The sequence below is a fragment of the Mesorhizobium sp. M1050 genome (genome assembly GCF_040318715.1).
In the GTDB taxonomy this organism is placed as follows: Bacteria; Pseudomonadota; Alphaproteobacteria; order Rhizobiales; family Rhizobiaceae; genus Mesorhizobium.
The window spans coordinates 1-24148 of the sequence record NZ_JAMYMV010000052.1; the positions used below are offsets into that span (position 1 = coordinate 1).

Genomic DNA, 24148 nt, shown 5'->3' on the forward strand with positions numbered 1-24148 from the left:
GGGGGGGGGGGTGCGCCGCACACCCCCCCCCCCTGCCCGCGGTGGGGGCGGGCTGAACAGTGGGGCGCCCTGCGTCGCCCGCCGCCGCCGCCCGGACGGCGCGGGGCCCCCCGGCACTACCACATGCTCGAAGAGGAGCACGCGCTGATCCTGGAAGGGCAGGTGACGCTGCTGCTTGGCGAGGAGCGCCACGAGATGAAAGCCGGCGACTATGTCTGCTTTCCCGCCGGCCTGGCAGTCGGACATTCCTTCCTCAACAGCGGTAGCGGACCATGCCGCTATTTGATGATCGGCGAAAGAAATCCCAATGAAGTCTGCGTCTATCCCGATTCCAACAAGATGGCTGTCGACGCCCTGCGCCGGCGCGACGGTATTTTCGACATGGCGGCGGTGAGGCGTTACTGGGACGGCGAAGAGACGCAATAGCGCCCCGCTGTCTCTGGCTCACAATTGCTTCTCCGCCAGTTCCCTGAATTCGTCGGGTACCGAACGCGTCGCCTCAAGCGCTACCGTGCCGTAGCCGACCGCCTGTTTGCCGAAGCGTTCGCGGATCTTGTCGATGGCGCGGTCGGCGTCGAAGCGTGCCAGGCCTTTCCTGGTACCGGGCCGGCGTTTCTCATCGGCGAGGCCGAGGGGCAGTTCGAGTTGCAGCTCGATGCTTTCCTCGAGATGCGAGACCGAGATCGCCAGCAGCGAGATCGTTTTGTCATGCGGGTGGTCGGCGAGCACGCCGCGCACTAGGTCGCCGGCGATCTCGGCCAGCATCGTTGTCGCCGAGATCGGCTGGTCCAGCGTGATCGAGCGCGTGACGGCACTGAGATCGGCAAAGCGAACGCGCACGGTCACCGTGCGGCCGGGCCTCGCCTTGGCGCGCAACCGGCTGGCGACACGGTCGGCCAGATGCAGCAGAGTGGGCACGATGACCCGCGCCACGGCAGGTTTTTGGCCGAGCGCCGATTGCGCGCCGGCCGAATGCGCGCGGCGCTTCGTCTCCAGTTTTCGCGGGTCGCGGTTCCATGACAGGGCGGCGAGCTTTTCGCCGGCGGCGGGACCGAGCAGCCGCGTCAGCGCGCCGCTGTGCGTCCTGGCCAGCTCTCCGATGGTCTCGACGCCGATTTCGGCCAGCCGCGCCCTGGTCGCCGGCCCGACGCCCCACATCAGCCCGACCGGCAGATCGTGCAGGAAGGCGATCTCGGTGCCGGGCTCGACGACCACCAGCCCGTCGGGCTTGGCGACCTGCGAGGCGATCTTGGCCAGGTGCTTGGTGCGGGCGACGCCGATCGAGATCGGCAGGCCAAGTTCGGCGCGTACCCGGCGGCGGATGGTCGTGGCGATCTCTTCAGGCTGCCCGAACAAATGCGTGCAGCCGGCGACATCGGCAAAGGCCTCGTCGATGGAGATGCGCTCGACCAAAGGCGTGAAATCGTCGAGCACCTTGATCGCCGCGTCGCCCAGCCGCTGGTAGTGGCTGAAATTGCCGCCGACGAAGATCAACTGCGGGCAGAGCTCGCGCGCCTTGCGCCCCGGCATGCCGCCGCGCACGCCGAAGGCGCGCGCCTCGTAGGAGGCGGCGAGCACCACGCCGCCGCCCACCGCGATCGGCTTGCCGCGTAGCGACGGGTCGAGCAACTGCTCGACCGAGGCATAGAAGGCGTCGAGATCGGCATGGAGGATGGTGGCTGTGGTTTCCATCCCGAAGGCACATCCGCAGTTGCTGATAGACACGAACAAATAGAGAACAAAGGGGGATTGTTGTCAAGCAAGAGGTGGTTTCTTGGAGCTCATCCGCAGCAGTGCTGCTTTTCTCAAGTCCGGAACTGCGACCGCCTAGACGATATGCTCCGCCAGCAGCGCCGCCTTCATGGCCTCCAGAGCGGGCTCGCCGCCCGCCGCCAGCTCGTCGGCGACCCGTGCGAGCTTGTCGTCGGCCTTGCGGTGCTTGCTTCCCCAGGCGCCAAGCGTGGCCAGCACGGGCAGCAGGTCGATGCCGGCCTCGGTCAGCCGATAGACTGTCTTCAGCCCATGCGTCGGGTCCTCGCTGCGGGTGAGGATGCCTTCGTCCTGAAGGGTCTGCAGCCGCTCGGCCAGCGTGCGCGACGAGATGCCCTCGTCGGACTGCAGGAATTCACGAAAGTGCCTTTTCCCGGCGAAGACCAGGTCGCGGATGATGAGCAGAGTCCAGCGGTCGCCGAGCAATTCGAGCGACAGGTTGATCGGGCAGCCGGATCTTTCCCGCGTCGACATCTATGGTTCCACTTTTAAAGCAATTTACTATTGATACCGTTTTCGTCCTGTGTCAATGGTTCCAAATGTAAAGCATATAACGCTGGTCGCGACGGCTCACTGGGCGCACGCTTCAAGCCGGCACAAACCGAAGGTGAGTAACGATGAAAAAGCTGATCCTTCAAATGCAGATGTCGGTCGATGGCTTTGTCGGCGCCAATGAGGATCATGCCTGGCAGCTCTGGGAATGGGGCGACGAGAGCGCCTGGGACGAGGAACTGAAGCAGGACTTCAACGCCGTGTTCGCCGGCATCGATACCATCCTGCTCAGCCGCAAGATGGCGCAGGAGGGGTATCTTACCCATTGGGGTAATGCGGCGAAGAAATTTCCGCGCGATCCATTCTATGCTTTCGCGCAGCGCGTTGTCGACGCCCGGAAGGTGGTGCTGAGCGACAAGCTCAAGCAATCGGCCCGGGAGCCGGCTTGGGAGCGCACGAGGGTGGCCAGCGGCGACCTGCCGCGCGAAATCAATGCGCTTAAGGCGAGCGAGGGTGGCGATATGGCCGTCTTCGGCGGCGCCGGCTTTGCGTCCGCGCTGATCGCGGCCAGGCTAGTCGACGAGTTCCAGCTGTTCATCAATCCAGCGGTGCTAGGGGCCGGACGCCGGATCTTCGACCAGGGCGGTTTCCAAAACCTGCGGCTGCTCGGCTCGAAGGACTATGCTTGCGGCATGGTGGTCAACCGTTACGCATCGGTGGGGTGAGGGAGAGAGAAGATCCGGGACCTGACGTATCCTTTTTGTCCGCCCGTTCGTCTCTGTCCTTGAAGGTCGCGCAGCCCGCGATCCGTAACCCGGGAGACCAGCATGGCGAGCATACAGAGCGAGGCGAACAGGAACCACTACGCGACGATCGCCGCCAATGCGGGCAAGCTGACCAGCCCGCAAGCGATCATCGACCACAACGACACGCATTGGACAGCACTGACCGGCGAACCCGGCGGCGTCGATTATGTCGAGGTCGATGCCGGCGGCGTGCCGGCGATGTGGACGGTGCCGAAGGGCGCCGACGAGGGGCGTGTGCTGCTCTATGCGCATGGCGGCGGCTTCATCGGCGGCTCGATCTATACGCACCGCAAGCTGGTCGGGCATCTGGCCAAGGCCGTCGGCTGCCGGGCGCTGCTCTACGACTATCCGCTGGCGCACCGGGCCAAGTATCCGGCCCAGCTCGATGCGGCGATGAAGGTCTGGAACTGGCTCGCCGATCGGGGCTTCGATGCCGGCCACATCGTGCTTGCCGGCGATTCCTGCGGCGCGATCCTGACCTATGGCGTCCTGCAGCGGCTGCGTGCGCAAGGGCGGCCGCTGCCCGTCGCCGCGCTGATCATCTCCGGCTGGTTCGACATGGCGCTGACCGCCGCCAGCTACGAGACCAACCGCGACAAGGACCCGGCCTTCGCCAAGGCCGCCGTCGACTGGCTGGTGACCAACTTCATCGGTGACCGCGACCGGCTCGATCCGGAGGTCAGCGCTCTCTATGCCGACCTCACCGGTTTTCCGCCTGTGTTCCTGCAGGCCGGTGCGGACGAGACGCTGGTCGACGAAAGCCGCATGTTCGCCGAGCGCGCCAGGCTGGCCGGGGTCGAGACGCGGCTCGATGTCTTTGACGGCATGCTGCACTCCTTCCAGATGATGGCCGGCCGGGCGCCGGAAGCAGATGACGCGATCGGTCGCCTGGCCGCCTGGGTGCGGCCGAGACTGGGCTTGCCCGATGCCAGCAAGGCTGCTGGCGACAGGGCGGCCTGACCATGCGCCAGCTGATCGTGTCGAACTCTCACTTGTGGAAGCGTGGCGCTTGCGCAAAGGTGTGGTGATGCCGCGATGAACCAGCAGATCCGCAAATCCCGTCAGACGTCGCAAGGGATGCAACCGAGTCTCGACCCCGAAGGGCTGTACGACCTGCGCTACGCGGCGTTCCTGGCGACCGTCTCGCATCTGCGCGTCAGGTTGCACCGCTACTGCGCGCGCATGACCGGTTCCGCCCTCGATGGCGAGGACATCATGCAAGAGGCGCTGTTCGAGGCATATCGCAAGATCGAACGGCTCGACGATGCGCAGGCGCTGCGGCCCTGGCTGTTCCGCATCGCCCACAACCGCTGCATTGACTTCATCAGAAGCCGCCGCGCGCGGCAGCGAGCCGAGGCTGGCTATGCCGGCGACGACATCGTGCTGCCTGTCGAGCCCGCCGGTCCCGGCGCCGGCCGTGCCATCGAGCGGCTGGTCATGCACCTGCCGCCGAAGGAGCGCGCCTGCGTGCTGCTCAAGGATGTCTTCGACCATTCGCTTGAGGAAATCGCCGACCTGGTCGACTCGACGTCCGGTGGCGTCAAGGCGGCGCTCAATCGTGGCCGTGCCAAGCTCGCCGCCTTGCCGGCGCAACCGGGCGCAGCACCCGCACACGATCCCGAACTGGCGCGGCTGCTCGGCCGCTATGTCGAATTGTTCAACAGGCGAGACTGGGACGGGGTGCGAGCGCTGACCAGTGCCGATGCGCGGCTGCGGGTCTCGGATTGCTACAACGGCCTGCTGTCAGGCTCGCCCTACTTCATCGAATATGAGCGCAGCGAGCTGCCTTGGCGCATGCGGCCGGGCGTGATCGAAGGGAAGATCGTGCTGGTCGTCGACAGGCTGCATGGCGAGGTCTGGCGGCCGGCGTATCTGGTGCGGATCCACGCCGCCGACGGTCTGATCGACCGCATCGCCGACTATTATGCATGTCCGTGGATCCTGGATATGGTCTCCGAGGACGCGGAATGAAGCGCCCCTCGTCCATGACGCTCACTTGGCATCGTGAAAAATGATGCCGACCGTGTGGCGCATGCCAGAGCGCAGCCGGCTGACGCCGTGGCGCAGATTGACGCGGTAGTTGCCCTTGGTTCCCTGCACCGGCCGGTTGTGGACGGCGAAGACAACGGCGTCGCCCTGGCGCAGCGGCACAACCTCGACCCGGCTCTGCATGCGCGGCCGCTGCTCGGTCAGCGCGAACTCGCCGCCGGTGAAATCCTGGCCCGGTTCGGACAGCAGGATAGCCACCTGCAGCGGGAAGGCGAGGTCGCCGTAGAGGTCCTGGTGCAGGCAGTTGAAGTCGCCAGGCACATATTGCAGCAGAAGCGGCGTCGGCCGCGTCTGGCCTGCGGCATGGCATTGTTCGAGAAACGCGGCATGGGTCGCGGGGTAGCGCATGGCCTGCCCCATGCGCTCGTTCCAGCGGTTGGCGATCTCGGCCAGCCTGGGATAGAGCGCGCTGCGAAGACCGCCCAACAGGTCGGGCAGGGGATAGCGGAAGTAGCGGTACTCGCCCTTGCCGAAGCCGTGCCTGGCCATATGGATGTGGCTGCGGAAATGCTGCTCATCCGAATAGAGACCGGCGATCTGCCGGCACTCCTGCGGCGAGAGCAATTTCTCGATCACCGCACAGCCGAAGCCGTCGAGTTCGGCCGCAAGCGCCGGCCAGTCGTAACCGGCGATGCGAGTCTCGGCGGCTTCGACCACGGACGGGGCAACCTTGGCGTGAGCGTTCATATCGCAGCCTCCTTATTGAGCAGAGCGCGTTTGCGTTCGACGCCCCAGCGGTAGCCAGACAGCGTGCCGTCGGTGCGGACGACGCGGTGGCAGGGAATGCCGAGCGCGATGGCGTTGGCCGCACAGGCCGTTGCCACGGCACGGGCGCCGCCGGGCTGGCCGAGCCGCCGGGCCAGCGCTGTGTAGGTGATGGTGGCGCCGCACGGGATAGCGCGCAACGCGGCCCAGACCCGTTGCTGGAATGGCGTGCCGTGGCGCATGTCGAGCGGCATGTCGAGGCCGGCGGCCGGCGTTTCGACGAAGCGCGCGATTGCCGCGAGATCGTCGCGCAGGGCGGGCTCGTCTTCGACCAGCATCTTGCCGGGGAAGCGATGGCCAAGGTCCTGCCCCAGTGCGTCGGAATCCGAGCCGATCAGGATGGCGCAGATAACGATATCGCTGCGCGCCGCCAGGATGTTGCCGATCGCGGATTGCCCGATGGCGTAGACGATGGTGTCGAGGGTGGCATGGATGGTTGCCGGTGCGGCGATTTGAGTTTGCATGAGGTTCATTGCCTTTACTCCTTTGCCTGAACCCTACAGAGACGGCTTCTCGCACTCACTCCGGTGCTTGCTTTCAAATTCGAATCTCCAAGGTAGGTGCTCTACGGCGCCCCCCTCTGTCCTGCCGGACATCTCCCCCTCAAGTGGGGAGATTGGCAGCTTCAGCGCCTCGCTCATTCTTGCAACATTGGAGATTGGCGAAGGCCGCGATGACAGCCAATCTCCCCACTTGAGGGTCACTTGAGGGGGAGATGTCCGGCAGGACAGAGGGGGGCGCCGTAGAGCGCTGATGGTGCTCATTCGACGCGCGTGACGAATATCTCGCCAAGCACGAACACCTCTCCGGTCCACAGCCGCAGCTCGATCTCGCCGGTCGCGGTGCGGCTCCACTCGGCTCTGCCGTCATCGACAAGCGTGCCGATGGCGGCCATCACCCGTGACTTCGCTTCTTGGATGCCGCGGCTGGCGGCAGCTTGGGTCTGGCTGTTCGCATCGGGAGAGCTTGCCATCGCGTGCATCGCGGGTCCTCGTCAGGCCCGCGAAGACCGATATGTGGGTGTCTTCACCACGCTCGATCCGACGGCCGCTTCACGGTCGAGGAGCGCGCGCTTGCGCTCTGCGCCCCAGGCGTAGCCGGACAGGGCGCCATCCTTGCGGATAACACGATGGCAGGGGATGGCGATGGCAAGTTTGTTGGCGGCGCAGGCGACGGCGATGGCGCGGGTGGCCTTTGGCGTGCCGATGCTCTCTGCAATCTCGGCGTAGGAGACAGTCTGGCCGACCGGAATGTCCTGCAAAGCCTGCCAGACGCGCTGCTGGAAGGCGGTGCCGCGCACGTCGAGCGGTAGGTCGAGGCCGAGCGATGGTGCTTCCACGAAACCGACGACGCGGGCTACCAGCGCCTCATAGTCACGGTCGCCGCCGATCAGGCGCGCCCTGGGGAAACGGTCCTGCAGGTCGCGCACCAGCGCGTCGGGATCGTCGCCGAGCAGGATTGAGGCGACGCCCTTCTGGCTCGAGGCGACCAGGATGGTGCCGAGCGAGGATTCGCCGACGGCGAAGCGGATCTCCTCATGGGCACCGCCGGCGCGATAGCGCGTCGGCGTCATGCCGAGCATGCCGGTCGATTTCTCGTAGAAACGCCCGCTCGAATTGAAGCCGGCATCGTAGATCGCCGCCGTTACGCTGACGCCGTCTTCCAGGCCCCGGCGGACCCTGGCGGCGCAGTGCGCGGCGGCATAGTTCTTCGGCGTCAGCCCGGTGACGGCCTTGAAGATGCGGTGGAAATAGCCGGCGCTGCGGCCGGCGGCATCAGCCAATTCAGCGAGTGACGGTTCTTCCTCGCTCTGCTCGATCCTGCGGCAGGCGACGGCGACCATCGCGGCGTTGCCGGCCTCGAGCGATGGGCCGTCCGGATTGCAGCGTCGGCACGGGCGAAAGCCCGTGGCCCTGGCCTGTTCCAGCGTGCCGTGCAACTGCACATTCCTGGGGTTGGCGCGCCGCGAGGGGCAGGAGGGACGGCAATAGACGCCTGTCGTCGCCACCGAATACCAGAACTCGCCGTCGGCAGACTTGTCGCGGGCGACAATGCGCGCCCAGCGCGGATCGTCGGCGACCGGCAGCGGCGCGGATTTCAGATTTTTGGCCAAGGTGATGAACATGGCCGCATTGAAGCCGCCAAAAGCCGGCCCCGCCACCCGTTTCCTGCCAACTGTCAGGAGGGGGCAAGCCTGTTCGTCGGGACGCATAAAGAGTATGACAAGATTGATCCGGAGAAGGTGTGATGGAAAACATTCGACCCATTAAGACCGAAGCCGATTACGATTGGGCGATCGCCGAAATCACCAAATATTTCGAGAATGAGCCGGAGGTCGGCACTCCCGATGGTTACCGCTTCGACGTTCTCGCAACTCTGATCGAGGCTTATGAGGATGACCATTATCCGATCGAAGACCGCTCTCCTAAGCCGCGCGTTTGGGCTCCACCGCGAACGGGCTGAGGCCGAGCCAGGTCTGCATCTTCCTGCCGATGGCCTGGTCGCCGGTCAGGGCGACCTTCGCGCCGGCCTTCTCGACGGTCAGCAATCCCATCCAGATCGCAGTCATCGTGTGCAGGTCGGTCGAGACGTAGAGGTCGACATCGAAGCCCGGATCGTACCAGCACAGATCGACCTCGCCGTGCTTCTCGACGATCAGCCACCACGAGCGTTTGGACGCCGGTAGATCCTGATACAGAAATTGTATCACCGTGCGCCCCTCGGGCAGCGGCGAGGGGTTCAAATTGCGCCGCATGTCCCACATCAGCAACGACGGATCGAGGTTCTTGAGCGACAGCCGGGACTCGACCCATTTCTGCCCCCAGAAGCCCATTGCCTCGACGACCGGGCGCAAGTCCCGGCCGGCCTCGGTCAACCGATAGTCGAAAATCCCCTTCTCGCCCTTGACCTCCTTGCGCTCGACGATCCCGGCGATCTCAAGCTCCTTCAGCCGTTGCGACAGAAGGGTTGGCGACATTTTGGGGACGCCGCGGCGCAGGTCGTTGAAGCGGGTCGAGCCCGCCACCAGTTCGCGCATCAGCACCATCGTCCAGCGGGTGCACAGCACCTCGGCGGCCATCGATAGCGGGCAGAACTGCTTGTATCCGTGCTGGGTCATGATTGGTGTCTCTCCCTCGAACCTTGGGCCGAACATTAGGCCTTCATGAATGAAGCGACCAGTACGGAAACTGTACTGCCCCGGTACAGATCGCGGACTGGTTGGCGAGCGCTCGACTGTGCGAGCCCTTTGGCCGGTTGCACGGGATACCCCTGTGCGCCGCAACCAGGAGACTACAAATGACCGCTTACGTTATCGCAGACATCAAGGTGAAGGACCCGCAATGGATGCCTTCCTATGCCGCCTCGGTGCACGACCTCGTCCACAAGCATGGCGGCAGATATCTGTCGCGCAGCGGTAATGTGAAGACGCTTGAAGGCAAGCCGCTCGACACCACGCTGATCGCCCTGATGGCGTTCCCGTCGGAAGCGGCGGCCCGCGCCTTCACAAACGATCCGGCCTATGCGCCCTTCGTTTCGGCCCGTCAGGGCGGTAGCGAAAGCCGTTTCCAGATGATCGACAACACCGATCTGGCCGGAACGATCCCGTATCTGCCGAAGGGATGACCGGCATCCCTGGCATCGTTTTCGGGATCTCCAAGCAACAACAGCCACAGCGCTTGCCTGCCGGGCCTCCGTATTTTCGGCGGCCGGCCAGCTGGGCTTTTTCAAGAAGAATGGAATGAAGATGATATCGAACTTTCGCGACAGACTTCTCATGGCAGGGGCCATGCTGGCCGTCTGCACCAGCATCGCACAGGCGCATCAGGAAGCGGCCGCGCCTGCGTTCGTCCCCAGTCCGCTGGCAGACAAGGTGCGGGCCGCCAACAGCCGGTTTCTCGACGTCAAGGCCGCTACATCGGAGGGCTATGCGCCCATTCCCTGCGCCAGCGGCATCACCGGCGGCGCCATGGGCATCCACTATGTCAACGGCCAGTATCTGAAGGACGACAAGATCGACATCGCCCGTCCCGAAGCCGTGATGTACGAGCCGATGGCCGACGGCACGCTGCAACTGGTGGCGGTCGAGTACATCACCTCGAAGGGGCCGGCATCGTTGGACGGCCAGTTGTTCAACTTCAACAGCGCGCCCAACCGCTACGGCCTGGGTGAATTCTATGAACTGCATGTCTGGGCCTGGAAGGGCAACCCGACCGGCACTTTCGCCGACATGAACCCGAAAGTGTCATGCGAGCACGCGATGGCTCCCAGCCAGTAAGCGCCGGGCCAGCGAGCAGCGAAGCCAGGCGGCGCCTATGCTGCCTGGATTCGCTCCTGGTGGCGTCGGATAGATAGATCGCTATGACGCTTGATCCGGAAGCGCCAGTCCCACCTCGATGGCATCCCGGCTCGCTTGCGGCAGGACGAAGCGTCCCGTCGCGTACCAGAGCAGGGACACCACAAGGATTGAGACATAGCCATCCACGGCATAGTGCCAGCCGGTGTAAACCGAGCCGAACAGGATGAACGCAGCAAAAGCCCAGCCTGCGATGGCCCGCCGACGACCGAAGCCTGCCAGGAAAAACGCGTTCAGGGTGGCGATGGCGACGTGCATGCTTGGCATGGCGGAGATGCCGCCGCCAAGTTCCGGGCGGCCACTTTGGTAGTCCGCAAGCAGATAGTTGGCATAGACATGGACCGATGCGCCGTAACCATTCTGCGCCAGGGCCATTTGCAACCCGGCAAACCGGTCACCGCCGTAGAACTGGTCGTGGAATATCGGGCCGGTTGACGACAGCAGGGTCGCCAGAACGGTGCCGCACAGGATCGTTGTCAGCGCGAACGCCCATAGATAGCGCAACCGCCTGGCCGGTTCGTTCCAGAAGGCGACGAAGAGTACGGTACCGAACCATTGCACGAGCCAGCCATACCCATAGCCAGCGAAAATGACGACCGAGACCGGTTCGGAAACGACGCTGTGCGCCCATGCCCAGGGATCGGTGCCATGCAACTGAAAGTCCAGCTCCGCCAGGATGCGGTCGGCGTAGAACGGCACGATGTCGGGAATGGCGACCTTCAAGGTGGTGAAGGCGGTGATGCCGAGAAAGAACAAAAGGATCACAAATGCGGCTGTCGGCCAGCGCTGTCCGAGCGTGTCGAGGATGAACCTTGTCGGAGCATGTCGGGCAAATGCCAGCGCCGCCACGCCAAGGCCGGCAGCCAGGAGTGCTGGCAGGAAAAAGGCGAACGGCTCGGCATAGGATAGCGCCAGATGCAGGTAGCGATCCGGCTGCAGACAAAAAGCGGTCACGGCATAGATGAGACACAGCGCGGTCAGCAGCCAGCCTCTCCTCCTGGTTGTCGCGATGTCCAGGTCAACGATGGCAGCCAAGCGGCGATTATCGCCGTGCTGCCCGGTGTGCGCATTCATCGAAGGACATCCCGCCAGCTGCCCGAAAGACTGTTATGGAGTATTTCGCAGATCAAGTATTACCATCTGGTTACACGCGCATTCAAGTAGACAGTTCTACATTAGATGATTATAATTCACAATTTGTTGGCAACGATTCATTGACAAAGATGTTGCGCCGGCAACGCCCGCATCGTCGCTGCCGCGCTGCTTTCAATGGTTGCAGGCTGCTTCTCGTCAAGCTTCGATCACGATCGAGAGAGGACCATCGCTTGGGCGGCGATGGCCACTTTCCAATCGGGCGGTTCGATCAGGCGGCCTTGATAAGACCGAGCTGGGTGAGGGCGGCGACGCCGTCATCGAGCCCGATCTCCTCGACGATCCTGCCGTCGATCACCTTCAGCACGGTGATGCCGGTAAAGCGCATGGTGCGGCCGGTGGCGGCGGGCAGCGAACCGACGAGGAAATCGCTGAAGGCCGGGCCGGTGTGCGTGCCGCCGCCTTCCCACTGGCCGACGACATAGTCGCCCTCGGCAATCAGGTCGGCCGTGGCCCAAAAGTTGAGGTCCGGGAAGGCGGCGCGGAAGTCGGTCATGAAGGCCTTGATGTCGTCGCGGCCGCGGCGCGGCTCGTGCAGCGAATATTTCAACAGCATGTCGGGCTCGGCGATGTCGTCGACGACGGACAGGTCACAGGTTTCACCCCAGAAATCGGTGAACCATCTGACGACGACGGCCTTGTTGTCTTCTTGGCTGGTCATTGGGAGGTCCTCTTTGTCTCTGCAACGCGATCGTCGGATTGGCCGACGACCTGGGGCGATCACTAGGACGATCCGCCCGACGCGAAACTCCGGTTCTTGCCGGCCAATCGAAAGGGCAAGAGATGGCAGGTGAGGAGGCGCAACCGCCTTGTCTCAGCCAAGGTAACGCTTTCTTCTCTGGTTTTGCTGCAGATTGGCCCGTGGCGGGGATGAGCGAAACAGATGATGGTTGGTCGGGACAAGAAGAGTCGCAACGGAACGTTCTGGGCCAGGGCCCTGGAGCGCGCCCAACTTGGCGTCTGGGACTGGGATCTTCGCACCGGCGACTGCTTCTATTCCGCGACCTGGGCGCGGATGCTTGGCTATGACGAGAGCGAGCTTGCCAGCACCAGCGACCTGTGGCTGAAACTGACCCACCCCGACGATCGTGAGCGGGCGCTGGCCAGCGGCGACCGCCACATTGCGGGACAGACCAACGCCATCGAGACCGAGCTGCGGCTGAAGCACAAGCAGGGCCACTGGGTGTGGGTGCTCGATCGCGGCGGCATCGTCGAGCGCGACGCGTCCGGAAAACCACTCAGGCTGATGGGCGTGCAGACCGACATCACCAAGCAGAAGGCGGCCGAAGCCGAGCTCGAACAGGTCAATGTGCGCTTCCGCCTGGCGCTCGCCGCCAGCGGCACCGGCATCTGGCATTACGACATCGCCACCAACAGGAGCTATTGGGACGCCCGCACCAGGGACATATTCGGCCTCGTTGCCGACACCGACGAGGTGACGGCCGACCTCTGGCACAGCTATCTGCATCCCGACGACAAGGAGGCCACCGAACGGGCTCACCTGCCGTCGCGCGGCTCGGACGGTGTCACCGCCTCGCAATACCGCATCATCCGGCGTGACGGCGAAGTCCGGCATGTTGAATCGCTGGTGCGCTTCATCACCGGTGCGGGTGCTGCCGGCCAAATCCTCGGCACGGTGCGCGACATCACCGAGGACAAGCTGCGCGAGCAGGAACTCGCCTATGCCGCCCGCCACGACGCGCTGACCGGTCTGTGGAATCGCTCCGCCTTCGACCGGCAGCTCGCCGACCATATCGCGGCGGGTGCGCCGCTGGCGGTGTTCTATGTCGATCTCGATTACTTCAAGGCGCTCAACGACTTTGCCGGCCACGCCGCCGGCGACCTGGCGCTGAAGAGCGTTGCCGCCGGCATTCGGGGCTGCCTGCCGCCGGCAGCACACGCGGCGCGGCTGGGCGGCGACGAATTCGCGCTGCTGGTGCCGCATTGCGATGCCGCACAGGCCGAGCGGATCGCCACTGGCGTGCTCGGCGCCGTACGCGAGGCCGATCTCGGCCTGGCCGCCTCGACGCGCAAGCTGGCGGCCTCGATCGGAATCGCCTTTATCGATAATGCCAACACCACGGTCGCCGACGCGCTCGCATGCGCCGACGACGCCTGCTACGCGGCCAAAGCCGCCGGACGCAACCGTTTCGCGGTGTTTTCGGCGACAGTGGAAGCGGGCTCGGGCGGGCTGAATGCCGCGCGCATCGCCGCCGACACCGTCGATGCCATGGAAGACGGACGACTGAAACTGTTCGGCCAGGAAATCCATCGGCTGGGCCGGCCCTGGCAGGAAAGCCGCCATGTCGAAGTGTTGGCAAGGCTCGTCGCACGCAGCGGCCGGCTGGTGCCGCCCGGCGAGTTCATTCCGGTGGCCGAGCGCTTCGGCATCGCCTCGCGGCTTGACCGCTGGATCATCCGCACCGCGCTGTCGCGGCATGGTGCCGCCTTGCGCTCGGGGGCGCTGACGCTCGGCTTCAACCTGTCGGCGCAGACGTTGAGCGATCCGCAGCTGTGGGCGTTCGTCGACAACGTCATCGAAGAGACCGGGGCGCCGCATTCGGGCATCGGCTTCGAGATCACGGAAACCGCCGCCGTCACCAATTTCGACGCCGCCGAACAATTCGTGCGCAAGGCGCGCGAGCGGCACTGCCGGGTCAGCCTGGACGATTTCGGCGCCGGCATGAGTTCGTTCGAATATCTCAGGCGTTTCCCCGTCGACACGATCAAGATCGACGGCTCCTTCATCGAGCACATCACGCAAAGCCGCTTCGACCGCGAAATCGTGCTGGCCATCACCAGCATCGCCCGCAGCATCGGCTGCGACGTGGTCGCCGAGAAGATTGAAAAGCAGGATACGCTGACCATGCTCAGCGATATGGGCGTTGCGTTCGGCCAAGGGTTCCTGCTGCACCGGCCGGAGCCGCTGGAGGCGATTGTTTCGCGCGCGACCGAGCCATCGATGGCCCGAAAGGCATCCTGATCCTGGCGTGTCGCATTTCAGGTGAGCCCGGCCTCACCTGAAACGCGACACATCTCAGCCGGTGTGCCGCGCCGTCGATCGCGGAAACTCCAGCACGCCAGCCTCGGGTCGCCTGTGCTGTGCTTCCGCCACCGCTTCGATCAACAGATCCAGGGCGTCACAGGCAGCGCGGCTCGTCTCGTCATTGCCTTGCAGATAGTGATAGGCACGTTCGAGGTGGATGCGGGCGGCTGAAAAATCGCTGGTCAATGGTTCCCTCCATGATCCCGCCCTAATTTCCATCTTGCCGGGCCTGGCGGAACGGAGGGTAAATATCCACAGGCGGCTTTTATTCAAATGCCGGCGAAATCTGGCGAGGAGGCGCGGCCGATGGAACTGTCGATCCCTTCCTCGTGTGCAGGGCGGCCATGAGAGGCGCAACAGGCTTCGGTGGTCACCTCTACAGCTCAACAACCCGCCCCATTCCCCGCCGAACCGCCTCGCGATAGGCGAGGTCGGCCGCAACCATGTCCTCCATGGCGACGCCCATGGCCTTGTAGACGGTGACCTGGTCGGCGCTGACCCGCCCCGGCCGCAGCCCGAGCAGCATTTCACCGAGCTCGGTTCCGGTTTGCGGATCGAGGCCAGCGAGTTCGCAAGAGCCGACCGGCGTCGGGGCAAAGGCCTCCCTGGTCTCGACGAACAGGCTGGCCCTGCCGATAAGCTCGACCGGCAGTTCGCCCCCGGGCGAGGCAACGCCTACCGACGAGACATGCGTGCCGGGCCGTACCCAGTCGGCTGAGATCACCGGTTCGTAGGAATGCGTTGCCAGGCAGACGACATCGGACGAGTGCACCGCAGCCTCGACATCGTTGATGGCGACGACGCCGGGATGCTGGGCGGCGAGCGCCTGCGCATCCGAAAACTCCTTCGAGACGACGCGGATCTCGGTGAAGTCGCGCGCCAGTGGCAGAAGATGCAAGTGCTGGCCGGCCTGTACACCGGCGCCGACCACCGTTGCGACCCTGGCGTCACGGCGGGCGAGTTCGCGCACCGAGAGCACGGCCGATCCGGAGGTGCGCACGGCAGTGATATAAGTGCCGTCCATGACGCAGACCGGCATGCCCGTCTCAGGGTCGAACAGATGGATGGTGGCGAGGTGGCTGGGGATGCCTTTGGCGATGTTGCCCTCGAAGACGTTGACGATCTTCACCGTCAGATGCATGCCCGCCGTCCAGGCCGGCATGGCCAGCGAATAGCCGGCCTGCGGAATATCGAGCTGCGGCCGCGCCGGACTGACGACCTTGCCGCCAGACAGCGCCTTGAAGCCGCCGGCGAGCGCGTCGAGAAGCTGGCGCAGGTCGATGCAGGTTTTCACCTCGGCCTCGCTCAGGATGAGCACGGGCGTGTCGCCTTTAGTCTGGGCGCTGCGGGAGGTTGATACCGCTGATGTCATGGGATCCGCTTTCGTTGTCTGTTGCACGACAACGGTATTGCGATCCGGGAGCGTGATGAAATATGCTGTTTTTGCAATTTTGGCGTGACTATCACGCTTCTTCTGGCTCAAAAGCGTGAATCCCGAAATGGAAGACCTCGACCGTATCGACCGCTCGCTGCTGCGTTTGTTGCAGGAGGACGGCCGCCGCACGACGCTCGATCTGGCCCGGCGGGTCGGCCTGTCGCCGACCGGGGCGGCGCAGCGCGTCAAGCGGCTGTTCGCCGAAGGGTTCATCCGCGCAGTGCGGGCCGTTCTCGACCCGGCCCGGATCGGACGGGCACAGCTCGTCTTCATCGAGGTGCGGCTCGACCACACGGCGCCGCATGTCTTCGACCGCTTCGCGGAGGCTGTTCTGCGGGCGCCCGAGATCATCGAGTGCCATATGGTCGTCGGCGGTTTCGATTATCTGGTCAAGGCGCGCATCGCCGACATGGCGGTGTTCCAGGATTTCCTGCAGCGGGTGATCCTGCCGCTGCCCGGTGTCCGGGAAACGCACACCTATGCCTCGATTGCCAATGTGAAGCCCGACGCCTTGCTGCCTGTCGATCCCTGAAGTCGCAGCGAGGAACTCGCGTTTTTCTGCATCCTGGTTCAGCCTTTCTGGTTCGAACTGCCTGATGAAACCGGCTATACACCGCGAACTGCCAAAGCTTCGCGCCCGCCAATCTTGAGAGGAAAATCCGATGAGTGTAGAAAAAGTAGCTGTTGTCGTGGCCGGCGGCAGCGGCATGGGTGCAGCGGCGGCCAAGCGGCTGGCGGCGGATGGCTTCAAGGTCGCCATCCTGTCGTCCTCGGGTAAGGGCGAGGCGTTGGCCAAGGAGCTTGGCGGGCTCGGCGTCACCGGCTCCAACCAGTCGAACGACGACCTGCAGCGCCTGGTCGACCTGACGCTGGAGCGCCATGGCCGCATCGACGTGCTGGTCAACAGCGGCGGCCACGGACCGCGTGCGCCGATCCTCGAGATCACGGACGAGCAGTGGCACACCGGCATGGATGTCTATCTGCTGAACGTCATCCGGCCGGTGCGCATCGTGGCGCCGCAGATGGTCAGGCAGAAGGGCGGCGCCATCATCAACATCTCGACGGCCTGGGTGGTCGAGCCGAGCCCGATGTTCCCGACTTCCGCCGTGTTCCGCGCCGGCCTTGCCGCCTACACCAAGATCTTCTCCAACACTTATGCATCAGACAATGTGCGCATGAACAACGTGCTGCCCGGCTGGATCGACAGCCTGCCGGCCACCGAGGAGCGCCGTGACAGCGTGCCGATGCAGCGCTATGGAACTTCCGAAGAGATCGCCGCGACCATCGCCTTCCTGGCGTCCGAAGGCGCCGGCTACATCACCGGCCAGAACATCCGGGTCGACGGCGGTATCATCCGCGCTATTTGAGGGCGTCGATCGGACGGGGGATTCCGATATCTCCAAGGAGCAATAAATGCGGCTTTTGATACTCGGCACCGGCTGGATGGCGCAGGAACATGCGCGCCGCTTCAGCGCGATCGAGGGCGTCGACATCGTCGGCGCCGTCGATGTCGATCCGGCGCGCGTCGGCGAATTCGCCGATAGTTTCAGCATTCCAAACCGCTTCATCTCGCTGGAGGAGGCGCTGGCATGGGGTGAGTTCGACGCGGTGGCCAACGTCACGCCGGACCGCATCCATCATCCGACCACCATGGCACTGATCGCCGCCGGAAAGCCGGTGCTGTGCGAAAAGCCGCTGGCTGAAAACTTCGGCAGGGCCACCGAGATGGCCGAGGCCGCCAAGGCCGCCGGCATCGTCAACATGGTGAACCTCACCTATCGCAATGTCGCTGCGCTGCAGAAGGCCCGCCAGATGGTGCAGGCGGGCGAAATCGGCACGGTCAGGCATGTCGAGGCGTCCTATCTGCAAAGCTGGCTGGTGTCGAAATTCTGGGGCGACTGGCGCACCGATCCAAAATGGCTCTGGCGCCTGTCGCGCGGCCACGGCTCGAATGGCGTGCTCGGCGATGTCGGCATCCACATCCTGGATTTCGCCAGCTATGGCGCCGCGCTCGACATCGACCATGTCTTCTGCCGGCTGCGTAGCTTCGACAAGGCACCTGGCAACCGCATCGGCGACTACGGGCTCGACGCCAATGACAGCTTCGCCATGACGCTGGATTTTTCCAATGGTGCCTTCGGCGTGGTGCATGCCAGCCGCTGGGCGACCGGCCATCTCAACGAGCTCCGCCTGCGCATCTATGGCGAAAGAGGCGGCATCGAGGTGGTGCACAATCTCGACGGCTCGGCGCTCAAGGCCTGCGTCGGCGACAATGTCGAGAACGCCAAATGGGTAGAGCTCGACGCCGGCACGGTGCCGACCAATTACCAGCGTTTCACTGACGCGGTGCGAACCGGCGTGCAGGCTGAACCATCATTCCACCATGCGGCCGAATTGCAGAAGGTGCTGGATCTGGCTGTCGTCTCGGACGAGAAGCGTGCGGAGCTGAGGGCGAGCGCCGAGACGCGGTAGGCCTGCTCCGAGAAGCGCCGTCAATCCGGCGCGCCGCGCGCAATTCTTTCAATCATTTCTTGAAATGGGGACCGGCCGTTTCATGATCTGATGACGCTTGAAATAGGGGAGGCGTCATTGACCGACTATATCGGGCTGCCGAAAGCCGAAGTGCACATCCACGTCGAGGGCTGCTTCGAGGCCGATGATGTAATCAGGAATTGCGAGGAAGCCGGCATTCCGCTGCGCGCGCCGCGCGACAGGCTCTTCGAAGCCCATGATCTCAGGAGCTTCCTCGAAATGCTCGACTGGTTGTGCGGGACGTTCCGGACGCGCGAGCAACTCGCCACCACGGCCTACAAGTTTGCACAGCGCATGGGTCGAAGCGGCGTGCGTTATGCAGACGTCATCGTCAACCCTACGCACTGGCCGCATTGGCATAGGAATATCCCCGGCATGATCGATGCATTCGACGCGGGTTTCTCGGCCGCAGGACAGGACGGGCACCCGCCGGTCGGACTGTGCGTAAGCCTGCTTCGTACCCAGTCGGCGGCGGAAGCGATCGAACTCGTCGAATTGTTGAGCGAAATCAGGCACAAGCGCGTCGTTGCCTTGTCGATCGACGGGAACGAGGCGGCTGCCGGGCGCACCGGGCCGCGCTTCGCCGAAGCGTTTCGCCGTGCTGGCGCGGCGGGCCTGCGGCGCACCGTTCATGCGGGCGAGTCGAGCGGCCCGGAAGGTGTTCGCGACGCGATCGAACTGCTGGGCGCCGACCGCATCGACCACGGCGTGCGGGCGATCGAGGACCCCGGGCTTGTCGACTTGCTGGCACGGAGGCAGATTCCCTTAGGCGTCTGTCCGATCTCCAACTTGGCGCTCGGCGTGTATCCCTCACTTGCCGAACATCCGCTCGACGCTCTGCGCAAGGCCGGCGTCCTTGTGTCGATCAACACCGATGATCCGACACTGCTCGATACCACCCTCGAAGCATCCTATGCCGCCTGCGCCGAGGCCTTCGCCTGGGACGATGAAACCATCCGCCAGCTCGCCAAAACGTCGGTGCACGCGAGCTACGCCGACGCTTCGCTGAAGGCGCAGATCCTGGCCGATCTGGCGGCTTGGCGGAGCTAGCTAGGCCAGGGATTCAATCCGCAGGCACTCCTGCTGGTCGGCGTCAGTCAGGATGCCGAGCAAGGCGACGATGTCGTCAGCCGCCATTCAGCAGCGCGAGGATAAGCTTTTGCAAATTGCCGCCCTGGCCGAGTTCGACGCGGTCGAAATCGCGGCTCGCCTGCCGCTGCGCCTGTGACAGGTCGGACAGGCGCTTGGTCATTTCGGTGCGGATCTTGCTGCATTTGGGATCGTCGGCAATACTGAGTCCCACGGTCGCCACCTCGATCTTGCGCACCATGTCGACGATCTCGGCGCCATGCACCTTCTCGTGCGCGCTGACGCCGGCGATGAACACCTCCCAGTTCTTCTGGATCGCCGACGGCAGCGGCGCCGAGGGGCTTGGCAAGGTGTAGGTGATGATGAGTTTCGGCCGCGCTGTGGCCAGCACGCAGGCGCCGGCCCGTGCTTGATAATCCCGGGTCCAGGTCAGCTTGAAATTGGTGTGGGCGATGGCGCGGGTGATGCCGAGCTTGGGGCCGTTTTCGCCGATCGAGCGATAGAGCTCCGGCCCGGACTGGCCTGATATGGCGTATGTCTCGACTTTCTCGACCGGCTTCCAATCGGCATGGGCGGCGAGCGGCAAGGCTACAAGCGCGGTGATCGACAGACCCAGACGGACAAAAACTCTCAACACCGCTCTCCGCGAGAAGCAAAACCGGTCGCCGCGACAGGCAATGCCACCGGACGAGCTTTTCCTATAGGATGCCGACAGGTGCGGCTGCAAATGCCGGAGGGGAAAGTCATGAGATATCTCATCATTGCCGTTGCGATTGCGGTCTTGCAGGCCGCGCAGCCGGGGTTTGCCGCGTCGTGCAGTGGCTGGGCTGCCAGGATGGAGGAGGACGAGGGCGGCAGCGTGCTGACCGCCTCGGTCTGTGGCGGGCCGAAAGGCGATGCGCATCTGATGCTAACCTGTTTCGAAACGCCGGTGCTGAGCTATGATCTGGGCGACACCGGTCAGCAGTTGGAGCCAGGCATCAGCGGTTCATTCGAGTTCAAGACCGACGGCAAGGCGGTGACGAAAACGCTGCAGCTGGAGGCCATGTACAACTACTTTGTGGCGGACCTGGCTCGGGCCGACCCGTTGCTGGACCTGATGCGCGGGAAAGGCGATGTGTCGGTCAGTGCCGCCAAATATGGCGAGAGCAGTTTTGCGCTGAAGGGCTCGAGCGCCGCCATTGCCAAGGTGCTGGCGCAGTGCGGCAAGGCCAAGCCCGCGGACGGGGATTGAGGGGCTCCACAGTTCGATGTCGGCGGGACAGAGGGGGGTGCGCAGGAATGAGGCGGTTCTCGTTGGCTCACCGGGCTTGCTGTAGCATCACCTCACCCAGTCCGTCGCCCCGGCGGTGACTGGCGTATAGCGGAAGGCTTTCAGGCTCTATTCAAATCGCCCGATAAAGCAGATATAGGTCAGCTAGGTTGACCTAAATAGAATTGTCGCGGGAGGCGTGACTTGACCCTTATGAACCTGTTGGCTTCGCGCTCGTCGCGCATGAAAGCGTCCGAAATCCGCGAACTCCTGAAGCTGCTCGACCAGCCCGACATCATCTCGTTTGCCGGCGGCATTCCCGATCCGGCGCTGTTTCCGGCCGAAGCGATCCGCGATGCCTATGCCGATGTGCTTGGCGGCGCGGAGGCGGGGACGGCGCTGCAGTACCAGGTCTCGGAAGGCTATCTGCCGTTGCGGCGCTGGCTGGCCGGGCAGATGGGCAAGCTCGGTGTTGCCTGCGATGAGGCCAACATCTTCATCACCTCCGGCTCGCAGCAGGCGCTGGACTATCTCGGCAAACTGTTCCTGTCGCCGGGCGATACCGCGCTGGTGACCTGGCCGACCTATCTCGGCGCGCTGCAGGCGTTCAACGCCTATGAGCCGCGCTACGACCGGCTGACCCCGGCCGGCGGCAACATGACGCCCGATGCCTATCGAGCGGCGGCTGCCCCGAATGGGGGCAAGGTCAAGTTCGCCTACCTGGTGCCGGATTTCGCCAACCCGACCGGCAACTCGCTGGACCGAAGGCAGCGCGAAGCGGTGCTCGACCTTGCCGGCGAACTCGACATCGCCGTCATCGAGGATGCCGCCTATCGCGCACTGCGCTATGACGGCGAAGGCGTGCCGCCGATCCTGGCGCTCGACTGCGCCCGATCCGGCGGCATCGACAAGGCGCGCACGCTCTATTGCGGCTCGTTCTCGAAGATCCTGTCGCCGGGCATGCGCGTCGGCTGGATGTGCGCGCCGCGCCATATCGTCGAGAAGCTGGTGCTGATAAAGCAGGCCTCCGATCTGCACAGCCCATCGATCAACCAGGTGGTGATGCACCGCGTCGCCGAGACGGCGTTCGACGCTCAGGTCGAAAAACTCATCGGCGCCTATCGCGAGCGCCGCGATGGCCTCCTCGCGGCACTGGAAGCCCACATGCCCGACGGCGTGAGCTGGAACCGCCCGGAAGGCGGCATGTTCGTCTGGGTGACGCTGCCGGAAGGGTCCGACGCCACCGCGCTGCTGGCGCGGGCGGTGAAAGAGGCGCGCGTCGCCTTCGTGCCTGGCAGTGCCTTTCATGCCGACGGCACCGGGCGCAACACGCTGCGGCTGTCGTTCACGCTCGCCGACCGGCGCGCGGTGACCGAGGGCGTCCCGCGGCTGGCGGCCATCCTGAAGGAATAGGCTTCCGCGCCGGATCTCGCGTGGCTCCTATGCCGGCACATTGACCAGGTGCTTGAGCTTCGAAAGCCTGGTGCCGGCCAGCTCGCGGACCGGTTTTTCAAAGCCTTCCTCGCCGGTCTCGACGACGAAGACCAGCGTCATGAAATCCAGTATGAATTCGTCGATCGCGGTATCGATCTCGTCCGTCCTGCCCTTGAACCGACGCAGCAAAGCGTTTGCTTCTCCGACATCGTCGGCACCAGCCCTGTCGACGCGCTTCGAGCCGTTGAAAACCATCCAATTCCAGTTCCTCCAGCCGCGCCACAAAACCTGGCTCCGGACAAAAGGTTCCAGGCTGAACCGATTTTAACCGCCTGACGCATCGTCCGGCTCGTGATGATAACTCGCTGGCGACCTTTTTTCGTCCCGGTGGAACTTCTGTTGCAAAATGGAGTTCTCATCATTGTCTGACCCCCGCAGACACCTGAAAGCTTCTATATCGGCTTTCCAAAGGCCCGTCGGATTCCCCTCCCGGCGGGCTCTTTGTTTGAAGGATGGGTCGGGACGATCGGCCGGATTTGCATCCGCGTTGACGCGGCGCCGTCCGAACCTAGATTCGTGCCCTGCGAGGAGGAATTTGCATGGAAACCCAGGAATTGCATCGCGGCCGGCTCATCGACCATATCCAACTGGTGGTCAGGGATCTCCCAGCCAGCCGGCGTTTCTACGAAGCTGTCCTGCAGGTGCTCGACATCCCGATCGGTGGTGTTGGCGACGGTTATTTCTGGGCCGACGAGTTGTTCATCTCGAGCGCCGACAGCCCGGCGGCGTTGGGCAAACTCACCGGCCGCCATCATCTTGCCTTCCAGGCAAAGGATCATGCCATGGTCGAGGCCTTCTACAAGGCCGGGCTCGCCGGCGGCGGCAAGGACAATGGCGCGCCGGGTGAGCGGCCCTATCATCCCGGCTATTACGCCGCCTTCCTGCTTGACCCGGACGGCAACAACATCGAGGCCGTCCACCACGGCCCGCACACGCGCAGTGCCGCTTCGGTGAAGATAACCTTCTAGCTAAAAGCGTGCTGATATTCAGCCGGTCCTACGGCGCTTCGGTTTCTCACCCGATTGGTGCTGGGCCGGCGGCCAAGGACGGCGACATGCAGATGACTTACACCGCCGAACCGGACGAAAAATCGAAATACGCCTGGCTGGTTTTCGGCTGGGCGAAGACCGAGTAAGCGGCGCCGCTCACTACCTCTGCACGTTTTGACGGGTCGCTTGCGTTCGCTTCGCCCGGGGATGACGACGTTGGAGCTATTCATCCATCTCGTATCCTCGTAGACGACATGGGCCGAACCGCCCGGGGAGACCGCATGAGTCCACTGCCTGAAACCGTGCCGTTTTTCAGCCAGTGGGAAACGCCCGACATGACCCTGGACGTACTCGCTGAGGGCGCCGAAATCGCGCTTAGGCGCGATCCCCTGTGGCAGGGGTCGGGAGCGGAAACGCTTGACGAATACGCGGTCTGGGCCGCCAATATCTGCGGCATGGCCTGCCTGAAGATGATCCTGGCAAGCCGCGGCGAGATCGTGCCGACGATCGAGCTTGCCAGGCGGTGCACCGGATATGGCGGCTATGTCGTCACCGAGAGGTCGATCAAGGGGCTGATCTACGCGCCCTTCGTCAGCTTCGTGCAGGAGGTCTTCGGCCTGCGGGCCGAAGTGATGACCAATGTCGCGACAGCGGAAATGCCGGCAATTCTCGAGCGGTCTCGCTTCTTCATCGCGTCGGTCAGCAGTTGGATCCGCTGGCCGGAGCGCGAGCCGCCGTCGAAGGGCGGCCATCTGGTGCTGGTCACGGCGGCTTCCGCCAAGGGTTTCCGCTTCCACAATCCGTCCGGCCATACCAGCGCCACACAGGCAAACGCAGTGTTGGCGCCAGCCGAGTTCGACCGCTTTTTCGCCAATCGCGACATTTCAGTCGAAATTTGATCGTTTGAGAATTGAGGAACGTCC

At 64.0% G+C, this 24148-nt stretch carries 30 protein-coding genes; 17 read left to right on the top strand and 13 right to left on the bottom strand.

Going from position 1 to position 24148, the window contains the following annotated elements:
- A partial coding sequence (locus NKH57_RS24030; RefSeq protein WP_352947889.1) for a cupin domain-containing protein occupies positions 1-426 on the top strand: 426 nt, incomplete at its 5' end.
- An 18-nt stretch (positions 427-444) separates the two neighbouring features.
- On the opposite strand, the gene dinB is transcribed toward NKH57_RS24030, so the two are convergent.
- Entirely contained in the window at positions 445-1692 is a 1248-nt protein-coding gene (dinB, locus tag NKH57_RS24035) for a DNA polymerase IV (protein WP_352947892.1), read from the bottom strand.
- Positions 1693-1827: 135 nt separating this feature from the next.
- Positions 1828-2244 (bottom strand): winged helix-turn-helix transcriptional regulator, encoded by a 417-nt coding sequence (locus NKH57_RS24040; protein WP_352947895.1) that lies wholly within the window; start codon positions 2242-2244, stop codon positions 1828-1830.
- Between the two features lie 143 nt (positions 2245-2387).
- On the opposite strand from NKH57_RS24040, the gene NKH57_RS24045 reads away from it, so the two are divergent.
- The 3 genes from NKH57_RS24045 (at position 2388) to NKH57_RS24055 (ending at position 5039) form a co-directional block, all read left to right on the top strand.
- Positions 2388-2987 carry a dihydrofolate reductase family protein gene (locus NKH57_RS24045; RefSeq protein ID WP_352947898.1) on the top strand — a complete coding sequence of 200 codons (600 nt, stop codon included), beginning with the start codon at positions 2388-2390 and terminating at the stop codon, positions 2985-2987.
- Positions 2988-3089: 102 nt separating this feature from the next.
- Positions 3090-4028, top strand: coding sequence for an alpha/beta hydrolase (locus NKH57_RS24050; RefSeq protein WP_352947901.1), 939 nt, complete (start codon positions 3090-3092; stop codon positions 4026-4028).
- A 75-nt stretch (positions 4029-4103) separates the two neighbouring features.
- Entirely contained in the window at positions 4104-5039 is a 936-nt protein-coding gene (locus tag NKH57_RS24055; protein ID WP_352947903.1) for a sigma-70 family RNA polymerase sigma factor, read from the top strand.
- Between the two features lie 21 nt (positions 5040-5060).
- Here NKH57_RS24055 and NKH57_RS24060 read toward each other — a convergent pair whose 3' ends face one another.
- From NKH57_RS24060 to ada, 4 genes are all read right to left on the bottom strand, one after another.
- Positions 5061-5804, bottom strand: a complete 744-nt coding sequence (locus tag NKH57_RS24060) for a 2OG-Fe(II) oxygenase (RefSeq protein WP_352602055.1) — start codon at positions 5802-5804, stop codon at positions 5061-5063.
- Entirely contained in the window at positions 5801-6355 is a 555-nt protein-coding gene (locus NKH57_RS24065; RefSeq protein ID WP_352947906.1) for a methylated-DNA--[protein]-cysteine S-methyltransferase, read from the bottom strand. Before NKH57_RS24065 ends, NKH57_RS24060 begins: the two co-directional genes overlap by 4 nt.
- A gap of 287 nt (positions 6356-6642) precedes the next feature.
- On the bottom strand, positions 6643-6855 hold the full coding sequence (locus NKH57_RS24070) for a hypothetical protein (protein ID WP_352947909.1): 213 nt from the start codon (positions 6853-6855) through the stop codon (positions 6643-6645).
- Between the two features lie 21 nt (positions 6856-6876).
- Entirely contained in the window at positions 6877-8007 is a 1131-nt protein-coding gene (ada, locus tag NKH57_RS24075; protein WP_352947998.1) for a bifunctional DNA-binding transcriptional regulator/O6-methylguanine-DNA methyltransferase Ada, read from the bottom strand.
- A 122-nt stretch (positions 8008-8129) separates the two neighbouring features.
- Here ada and NKH57_RS24080 point away from each other — a divergent pair, with 122 nt between their 5' ends.
- Positions 8130-8345: a helix-turn-helix domain-containing protein gene (locus tag NKH57_RS24080; protein ID WP_352947912.1), complete on the top strand. Its 216-nt coding sequence runs from the start codon at positions 8130-8132 to the stop codon at positions 8343-8345.
- Here NKH57_RS24080 and NKH57_RS24085 read toward each other — a convergent pair.
- Positions 8308-9000, bottom strand: a complete 693-nt coding sequence (locus NKH57_RS24085; RefSeq protein WP_352947915.1) for a winged helix-turn-helix transcriptional regulator — start codon at positions 8998-9000, stop codon at positions 8308-8310. The two genes, NKH57_RS24080 and NKH57_RS24085, sit on opposite strands and share 38 nt — an antisense overlap.
- A 179-nt stretch (positions 9001-9179) precedes the next feature.
- Here NKH57_RS24085 and NKH57_RS24090 point away from each other — a divergent pair, with 179 nt between their 5' ends.
- Positions 9180-9506 (top strand): DUF1330 domain-containing protein, encoded by a 327-nt coding sequence (locus NKH57_RS24090; RefSeq protein WP_352832128.1) that lies wholly within the window; start codon positions 9180-9182, stop codon positions 9504-9506.
- A 115-nt stretch (positions 9507-9621) separates the two neighbouring features.
- The gene (locus tag NKH57_RS24095; RefSeq protein WP_352602043.1) at positions 9622-10158 is read left to right on the top strand and encodes a hypothetical protein; all 537 of its coding nucleotides are present in this window, start codon (positions 9622-9624) and stop codon (positions 10156-10158) included.
- An 81-nt stretch (positions 10159-10239) separates the two neighbouring features.
- Here NKH57_RS24095 and NKH57_RS24100 read toward each other — a convergent pair whose 3' ends face one another.
- Together NKH57_RS24100 and NKH57_RS24105 are read right to left on the bottom strand one after the other, a co-directional pair.
- Complete coding sequence (locus tag NKH57_RS24100) at positions 10240-11310, bottom strand: phosphatase PAP2 family protein (protein ID WP_352947919.1); 1071 nt, start codon at positions 11308-11310, stop codon at positions 10240-10242.
- 289 nt (positions 11311-11599) lie between these two features.
- Positions 11600-12049, bottom strand: a complete 450-nt coding sequence (locus NKH57_RS24105) for an ester cyclase (protein ID WP_352947922.1) — start codon at positions 12047-12049, stop codon at positions 11600-11602.
- Between the two features lie 225 nt (positions 12050-12274).
- Between NKH57_RS24105 and NKH57_RS24110 the strand changes: the two genes are divergently transcribed.
- Positions 12275-14371 carry an EAL domain-containing protein gene (locus tag NKH57_RS24110; protein WP_352948001.1) on the top strand — a complete coding sequence of 699 codons (2097 nt, stop codon included), beginning with the start codon at positions 12275-12277 and terminating at the stop codon, positions 14369-14371.
- 54 nt (positions 14372-14425) lie between these two features.
- On the opposite strand, the gene NKH57_RS24115 is transcribed toward NKH57_RS24110, so the two are convergent.
- Together NKH57_RS24115 and NKH57_RS24120 are read right to left on the bottom strand one after the other, a co-directional pair.
- Positions 14426-14620, bottom strand: coding sequence for a hypothetical protein (locus NKH57_RS24115; RefSeq protein WP_023761065.1), 195 nt, complete (start codon positions 14618-14620; stop codon positions 14426-14428).
- A 190-nt stretch (positions 14621-14810) separates the two neighbouring features.
- A complete protein-coding gene (locus NKH57_RS24120) occupies positions 14811-15806 on the bottom strand; it encodes an ornithine cyclodeaminase family protein (RefSeq protein WP_352947925.1) in 996 nt (331 codons plus the stop codon).
- 127 nt (positions 15807-15933) lie between these two features.
- Here NKH57_RS24120 and NKH57_RS24125 point away from each other — a divergent pair, with 127 nt between their 5' ends.
- From NKH57_RS24125 to add, 4 genes are all read left to right on the top strand, one after another.
- The gene (locus tag NKH57_RS24125) at positions 15934-16401 is read left to right on the top strand and encodes an Lrp/AsnC ligand binding domain-containing protein (protein ID WP_352728900.1); all 468 of its coding nucleotides are present in this window, start codon (positions 15934-15936) and stop codon (positions 16399-16401) included.
- A 130-nt stretch (positions 16402-16531) separates the two neighbouring features.
- Positions 16532-17236 (top strand): SDR family oxidoreductase, encoded by a 705-nt coding sequence (locus NKH57_RS24130; protein WP_352947928.1) that lies wholly within the window; start codon positions 16532-16534, stop codon positions 17234-17236.
- A 46-nt stretch (positions 17237-17282) separates the two neighbouring features.
- Positions 17283-18341, top strand: coding sequence for a Gfo/Idh/MocA family protein (locus tag NKH57_RS24135; protein ID WP_352947931.1), 1059 nt, complete (start codon positions 17283-17285; stop codon positions 18339-18341).
- 117 nt (positions 18342-18458) lie between these two features.
- On the top strand, positions 18459-19451 hold the full coding sequence (gene add / locus NKH57_RS24140; protein WP_352947934.1) for an adenosine deaminase: 993 nt from the start codon (positions 18459-18461) through the stop codon (positions 19449-19451).
- Positions 19452-19527: 76 nt separating this feature from the next.
- On the opposite strand, the gene NKH57_RS24145 is transcribed toward add, so the two are convergent.
- The gene (locus NKH57_RS24145; protein WP_023761058.1) at positions 19528-20124 is read right to left on the bottom strand and encodes a DUF922 domain-containing Zn-dependent protease; all 597 of its coding nucleotides are present in this window, start codon (positions 20122-20124) and stop codon (positions 19528-19530) included.
- Positions 20125-20205: 81 nt separating this feature from the next.
- On the opposite strand from NKH57_RS24145, the gene NKH57_RS24150 reads away from it, so the two are divergent.
- Positions 20206-20724 (top strand): hypothetical protein, encoded by a 519-nt coding sequence (locus NKH57_RS24150; RefSeq protein WP_245266799.1) that lies wholly within the window; start codon positions 20206-20208, stop codon positions 20722-20724.
- 231 nt (positions 20725-20955) lie between these two features.
- Entirely contained in the window at positions 20956-22155 is a 1200-nt protein-coding gene (locus NKH57_RS24155) for an aminotransferase-like domain-containing protein (protein ID WP_352948004.1), read from the top strand.
- Positions 22156-22182: 27 nt separating this feature from the next.
- Here NKH57_RS24155 and NKH57_RS24160 read toward each other — a convergent pair whose 3' ends face one another.
- The gene (locus tag NKH57_RS24160; RefSeq protein ID WP_352947937.1) at positions 22183-22431 is read right to left on the bottom strand and encodes a hypothetical protein; all 249 of its coding nucleotides are present in this window, start codon (positions 22429-22431) and stop codon (positions 22183-22185) included.
- 344 nt (positions 22432-22775) lie between these two features.
- On the opposite strand from NKH57_RS24160, the gene NKH57_RS24165 reads away from it, so the two are divergent.
- The 3 genes from NKH57_RS24165 (at position 22776) to NKH57_RS24175 (ending at position 24124) form a co-directional block, all read left to right on the top strand.
- A complete protein-coding gene (locus NKH57_RS24165) occupies positions 22776-23204 on the top strand; it encodes a VOC family protein (protein WP_023761054.1) in 429 nt (142 codons plus the stop codon).
- An 8-nt stretch (positions 23205-23212) separates the two neighbouring features.
- The gene (locus NKH57_RS24170; RefSeq protein WP_023761053.1) at positions 23213-23371 is read left to right on the top strand and encodes a hypothetical protein; all 159 of its coding nucleotides are present in this window, start codon (positions 23213-23215) and stop codon (positions 23369-23371) included.
- A gap of 135 nt (positions 23372-23506) precedes the next feature.
- Complete coding sequence (locus NKH57_RS24175) at positions 23507-24124, top strand: C39 family peptidase (protein ID WP_352947940.1); 618 nt, start codon at positions 23507-23509, stop codon at positions 24122-24124.
- Positions 24125-24148: the final 24 nt, after the last annotated feature.

Coding starts and splice junctions, on each gene's coding strand:
- NKH57_RS24125 (WP_352728900.1), top strand. CDS start 15,934: ATGGAAGACCTCGACCGTATCGACCGCTCGCTGCTGCGTTTGTTGCAG.
- NKH57_RS24110 (WP_352948001.1), top strand. CDS start 12,275: ATGGTTGGTCGGGACAAGAAGAGTCGCAACGGAACGTTCTGGGCCAGG.
- NKH57_RS24135 (WP_352947931.1), top strand. CDS start 17,283: ATGCGGCTTTTGATACTCGGCACCGGCTGGATGGCGCAGGAACATGCG.
- NKH57_RS24080 (WP_352947912.1), top strand. CDS start 8,130: ATGGAAAACATTCGACCCATTAAGACCGAAGCCGATTACGATTGGGCG.
- NKH57_RS24120 (WP_352947925.1), bottom strand. CDS start 15,806: ATGACATCAGCGGTATCAACCTCCCGCAGCGCCCAGACTAAAGGCGAC.
- NKH57_RS24165 (WP_023761054.1), top strand. CDS start 22,776: ATGGAAACCCAGGAATTGCATCGCGGCCGGCTCATCGACCATATCCAA.
- NKH57_RS24155 (WP_352948004.1), top strand. CDS start 20,956: ATGAACCTGTTGGCTTCGCGCTCGTCGCGCATGAAAGCGTCCGAAATC.
- NKH57_RS24085 (WP_352947915.1), bottom strand. CDS start 9,000: ATGACCCAGCACGGATACAAGCAGTTCTGCCCGCTATCGATGGCCGCC.
- NKH57_RS24065 (WP_352947906.1), bottom strand. CDS start 6,355: ATGAACCTCATGCAAACTCAAATCGCCGCACCGGCAACCATCCATGCC.
- NKH57_RS24060 (WP_352602055.1), bottom strand. CDS start 5,804: ATGAACGCTCACGCCAAGGTTGCCCCGTCCGTGGTCGAAGCCGCCGAG.
- NKH57_RS24175 (WP_352947940.1), top strand. CDS start 23,507: ATGAGTCCACTGCCTGAAACCGTGCCGTTTTTCAGCCAGTGGGAAACG.
- NKH57_RS24050 (WP_352947901.1), top strand. CDS start 3,090: ATGGCGAGCATACAGAGCGAGGCGAACAGGAACCACTACGCGACGATC.
- NKH57_RS24105 (WP_352947922.1), bottom strand. CDS start 12,049: ATGACCAGCCAAGAAGACAACAAGGCCGTCGTCGTCAGATGGTTCACC.
- NKH57_RS24090 (WP_352832128.1), top strand. CDS start 9,180: ATGACCGCTTACGTTATCGCAGACATCAAGGTGAAGGACCCGCAATGG.
- NKH57_RS24070 (WP_352947909.1), bottom strand. CDS start 6,855: ATGGCAAGCTCTCCCGATGCGAACAGCCAGACCCAAGCTGCCGCCAGC.
- ada (WP_352947998.1), bottom strand. CDS start 8,007: ATGTTCATCACCTTGGCCAAAAATCTGAAATCCGCGCCGCTGCCGGTC.
- NKH57_RS24045 (WP_352947898.1), top strand. CDS start 2,388: ATGAAAAAGCTGATCCTTCAAATGCAGATGTCGGTCGATGGCTTTGTC.
- dinB (WP_352947892.1), bottom strand. CDS start 1,692: ATGGAAACCACAGCCACCATCCTCCATGCCGATCTCGACGCCTTCTAT.
- NKH57_RS24100 (WP_352947919.1), bottom strand. CDS start 11,310: ATGAATGCGCACACCGGGCAGCACGGCGATAATCGCCGCTTGGCTGCC.
- NKH57_RS24130 (WP_352947928.1), top strand. CDS start 16,532: ATGAGTGTAGAAAAAGTAGCTGTTGTCGTGGCCGGCGGCAGCGGCATG.
- NKH57_RS24160 (WP_352947937.1), bottom strand. CDS start 22,431: ATGGTTTTCAACGGCTCGAAGCGCGTCGACAGGGCTGGTGCCGACGAT.
- NKH57_RS24055 (WP_352947903.1), top strand. CDS start 4,104: ATGAACCAGCAGATCCGCAAATCCCGTCAGACGTCGCAAGGGATGCAA.
- NKH57_RS24095 (WP_352602043.1), top strand. CDS start 9,622: ATGAAGATGATATCGAACTTTCGCGACAGACTTCTCATGGCAGGGGCC.
- NKH57_RS24040 (WP_352947895.1), bottom strand. CDS start 2,244: ATGTCGACGCGGGAAAGATCCGGCTGCCCGATCAACCTGTCGCTCGAA.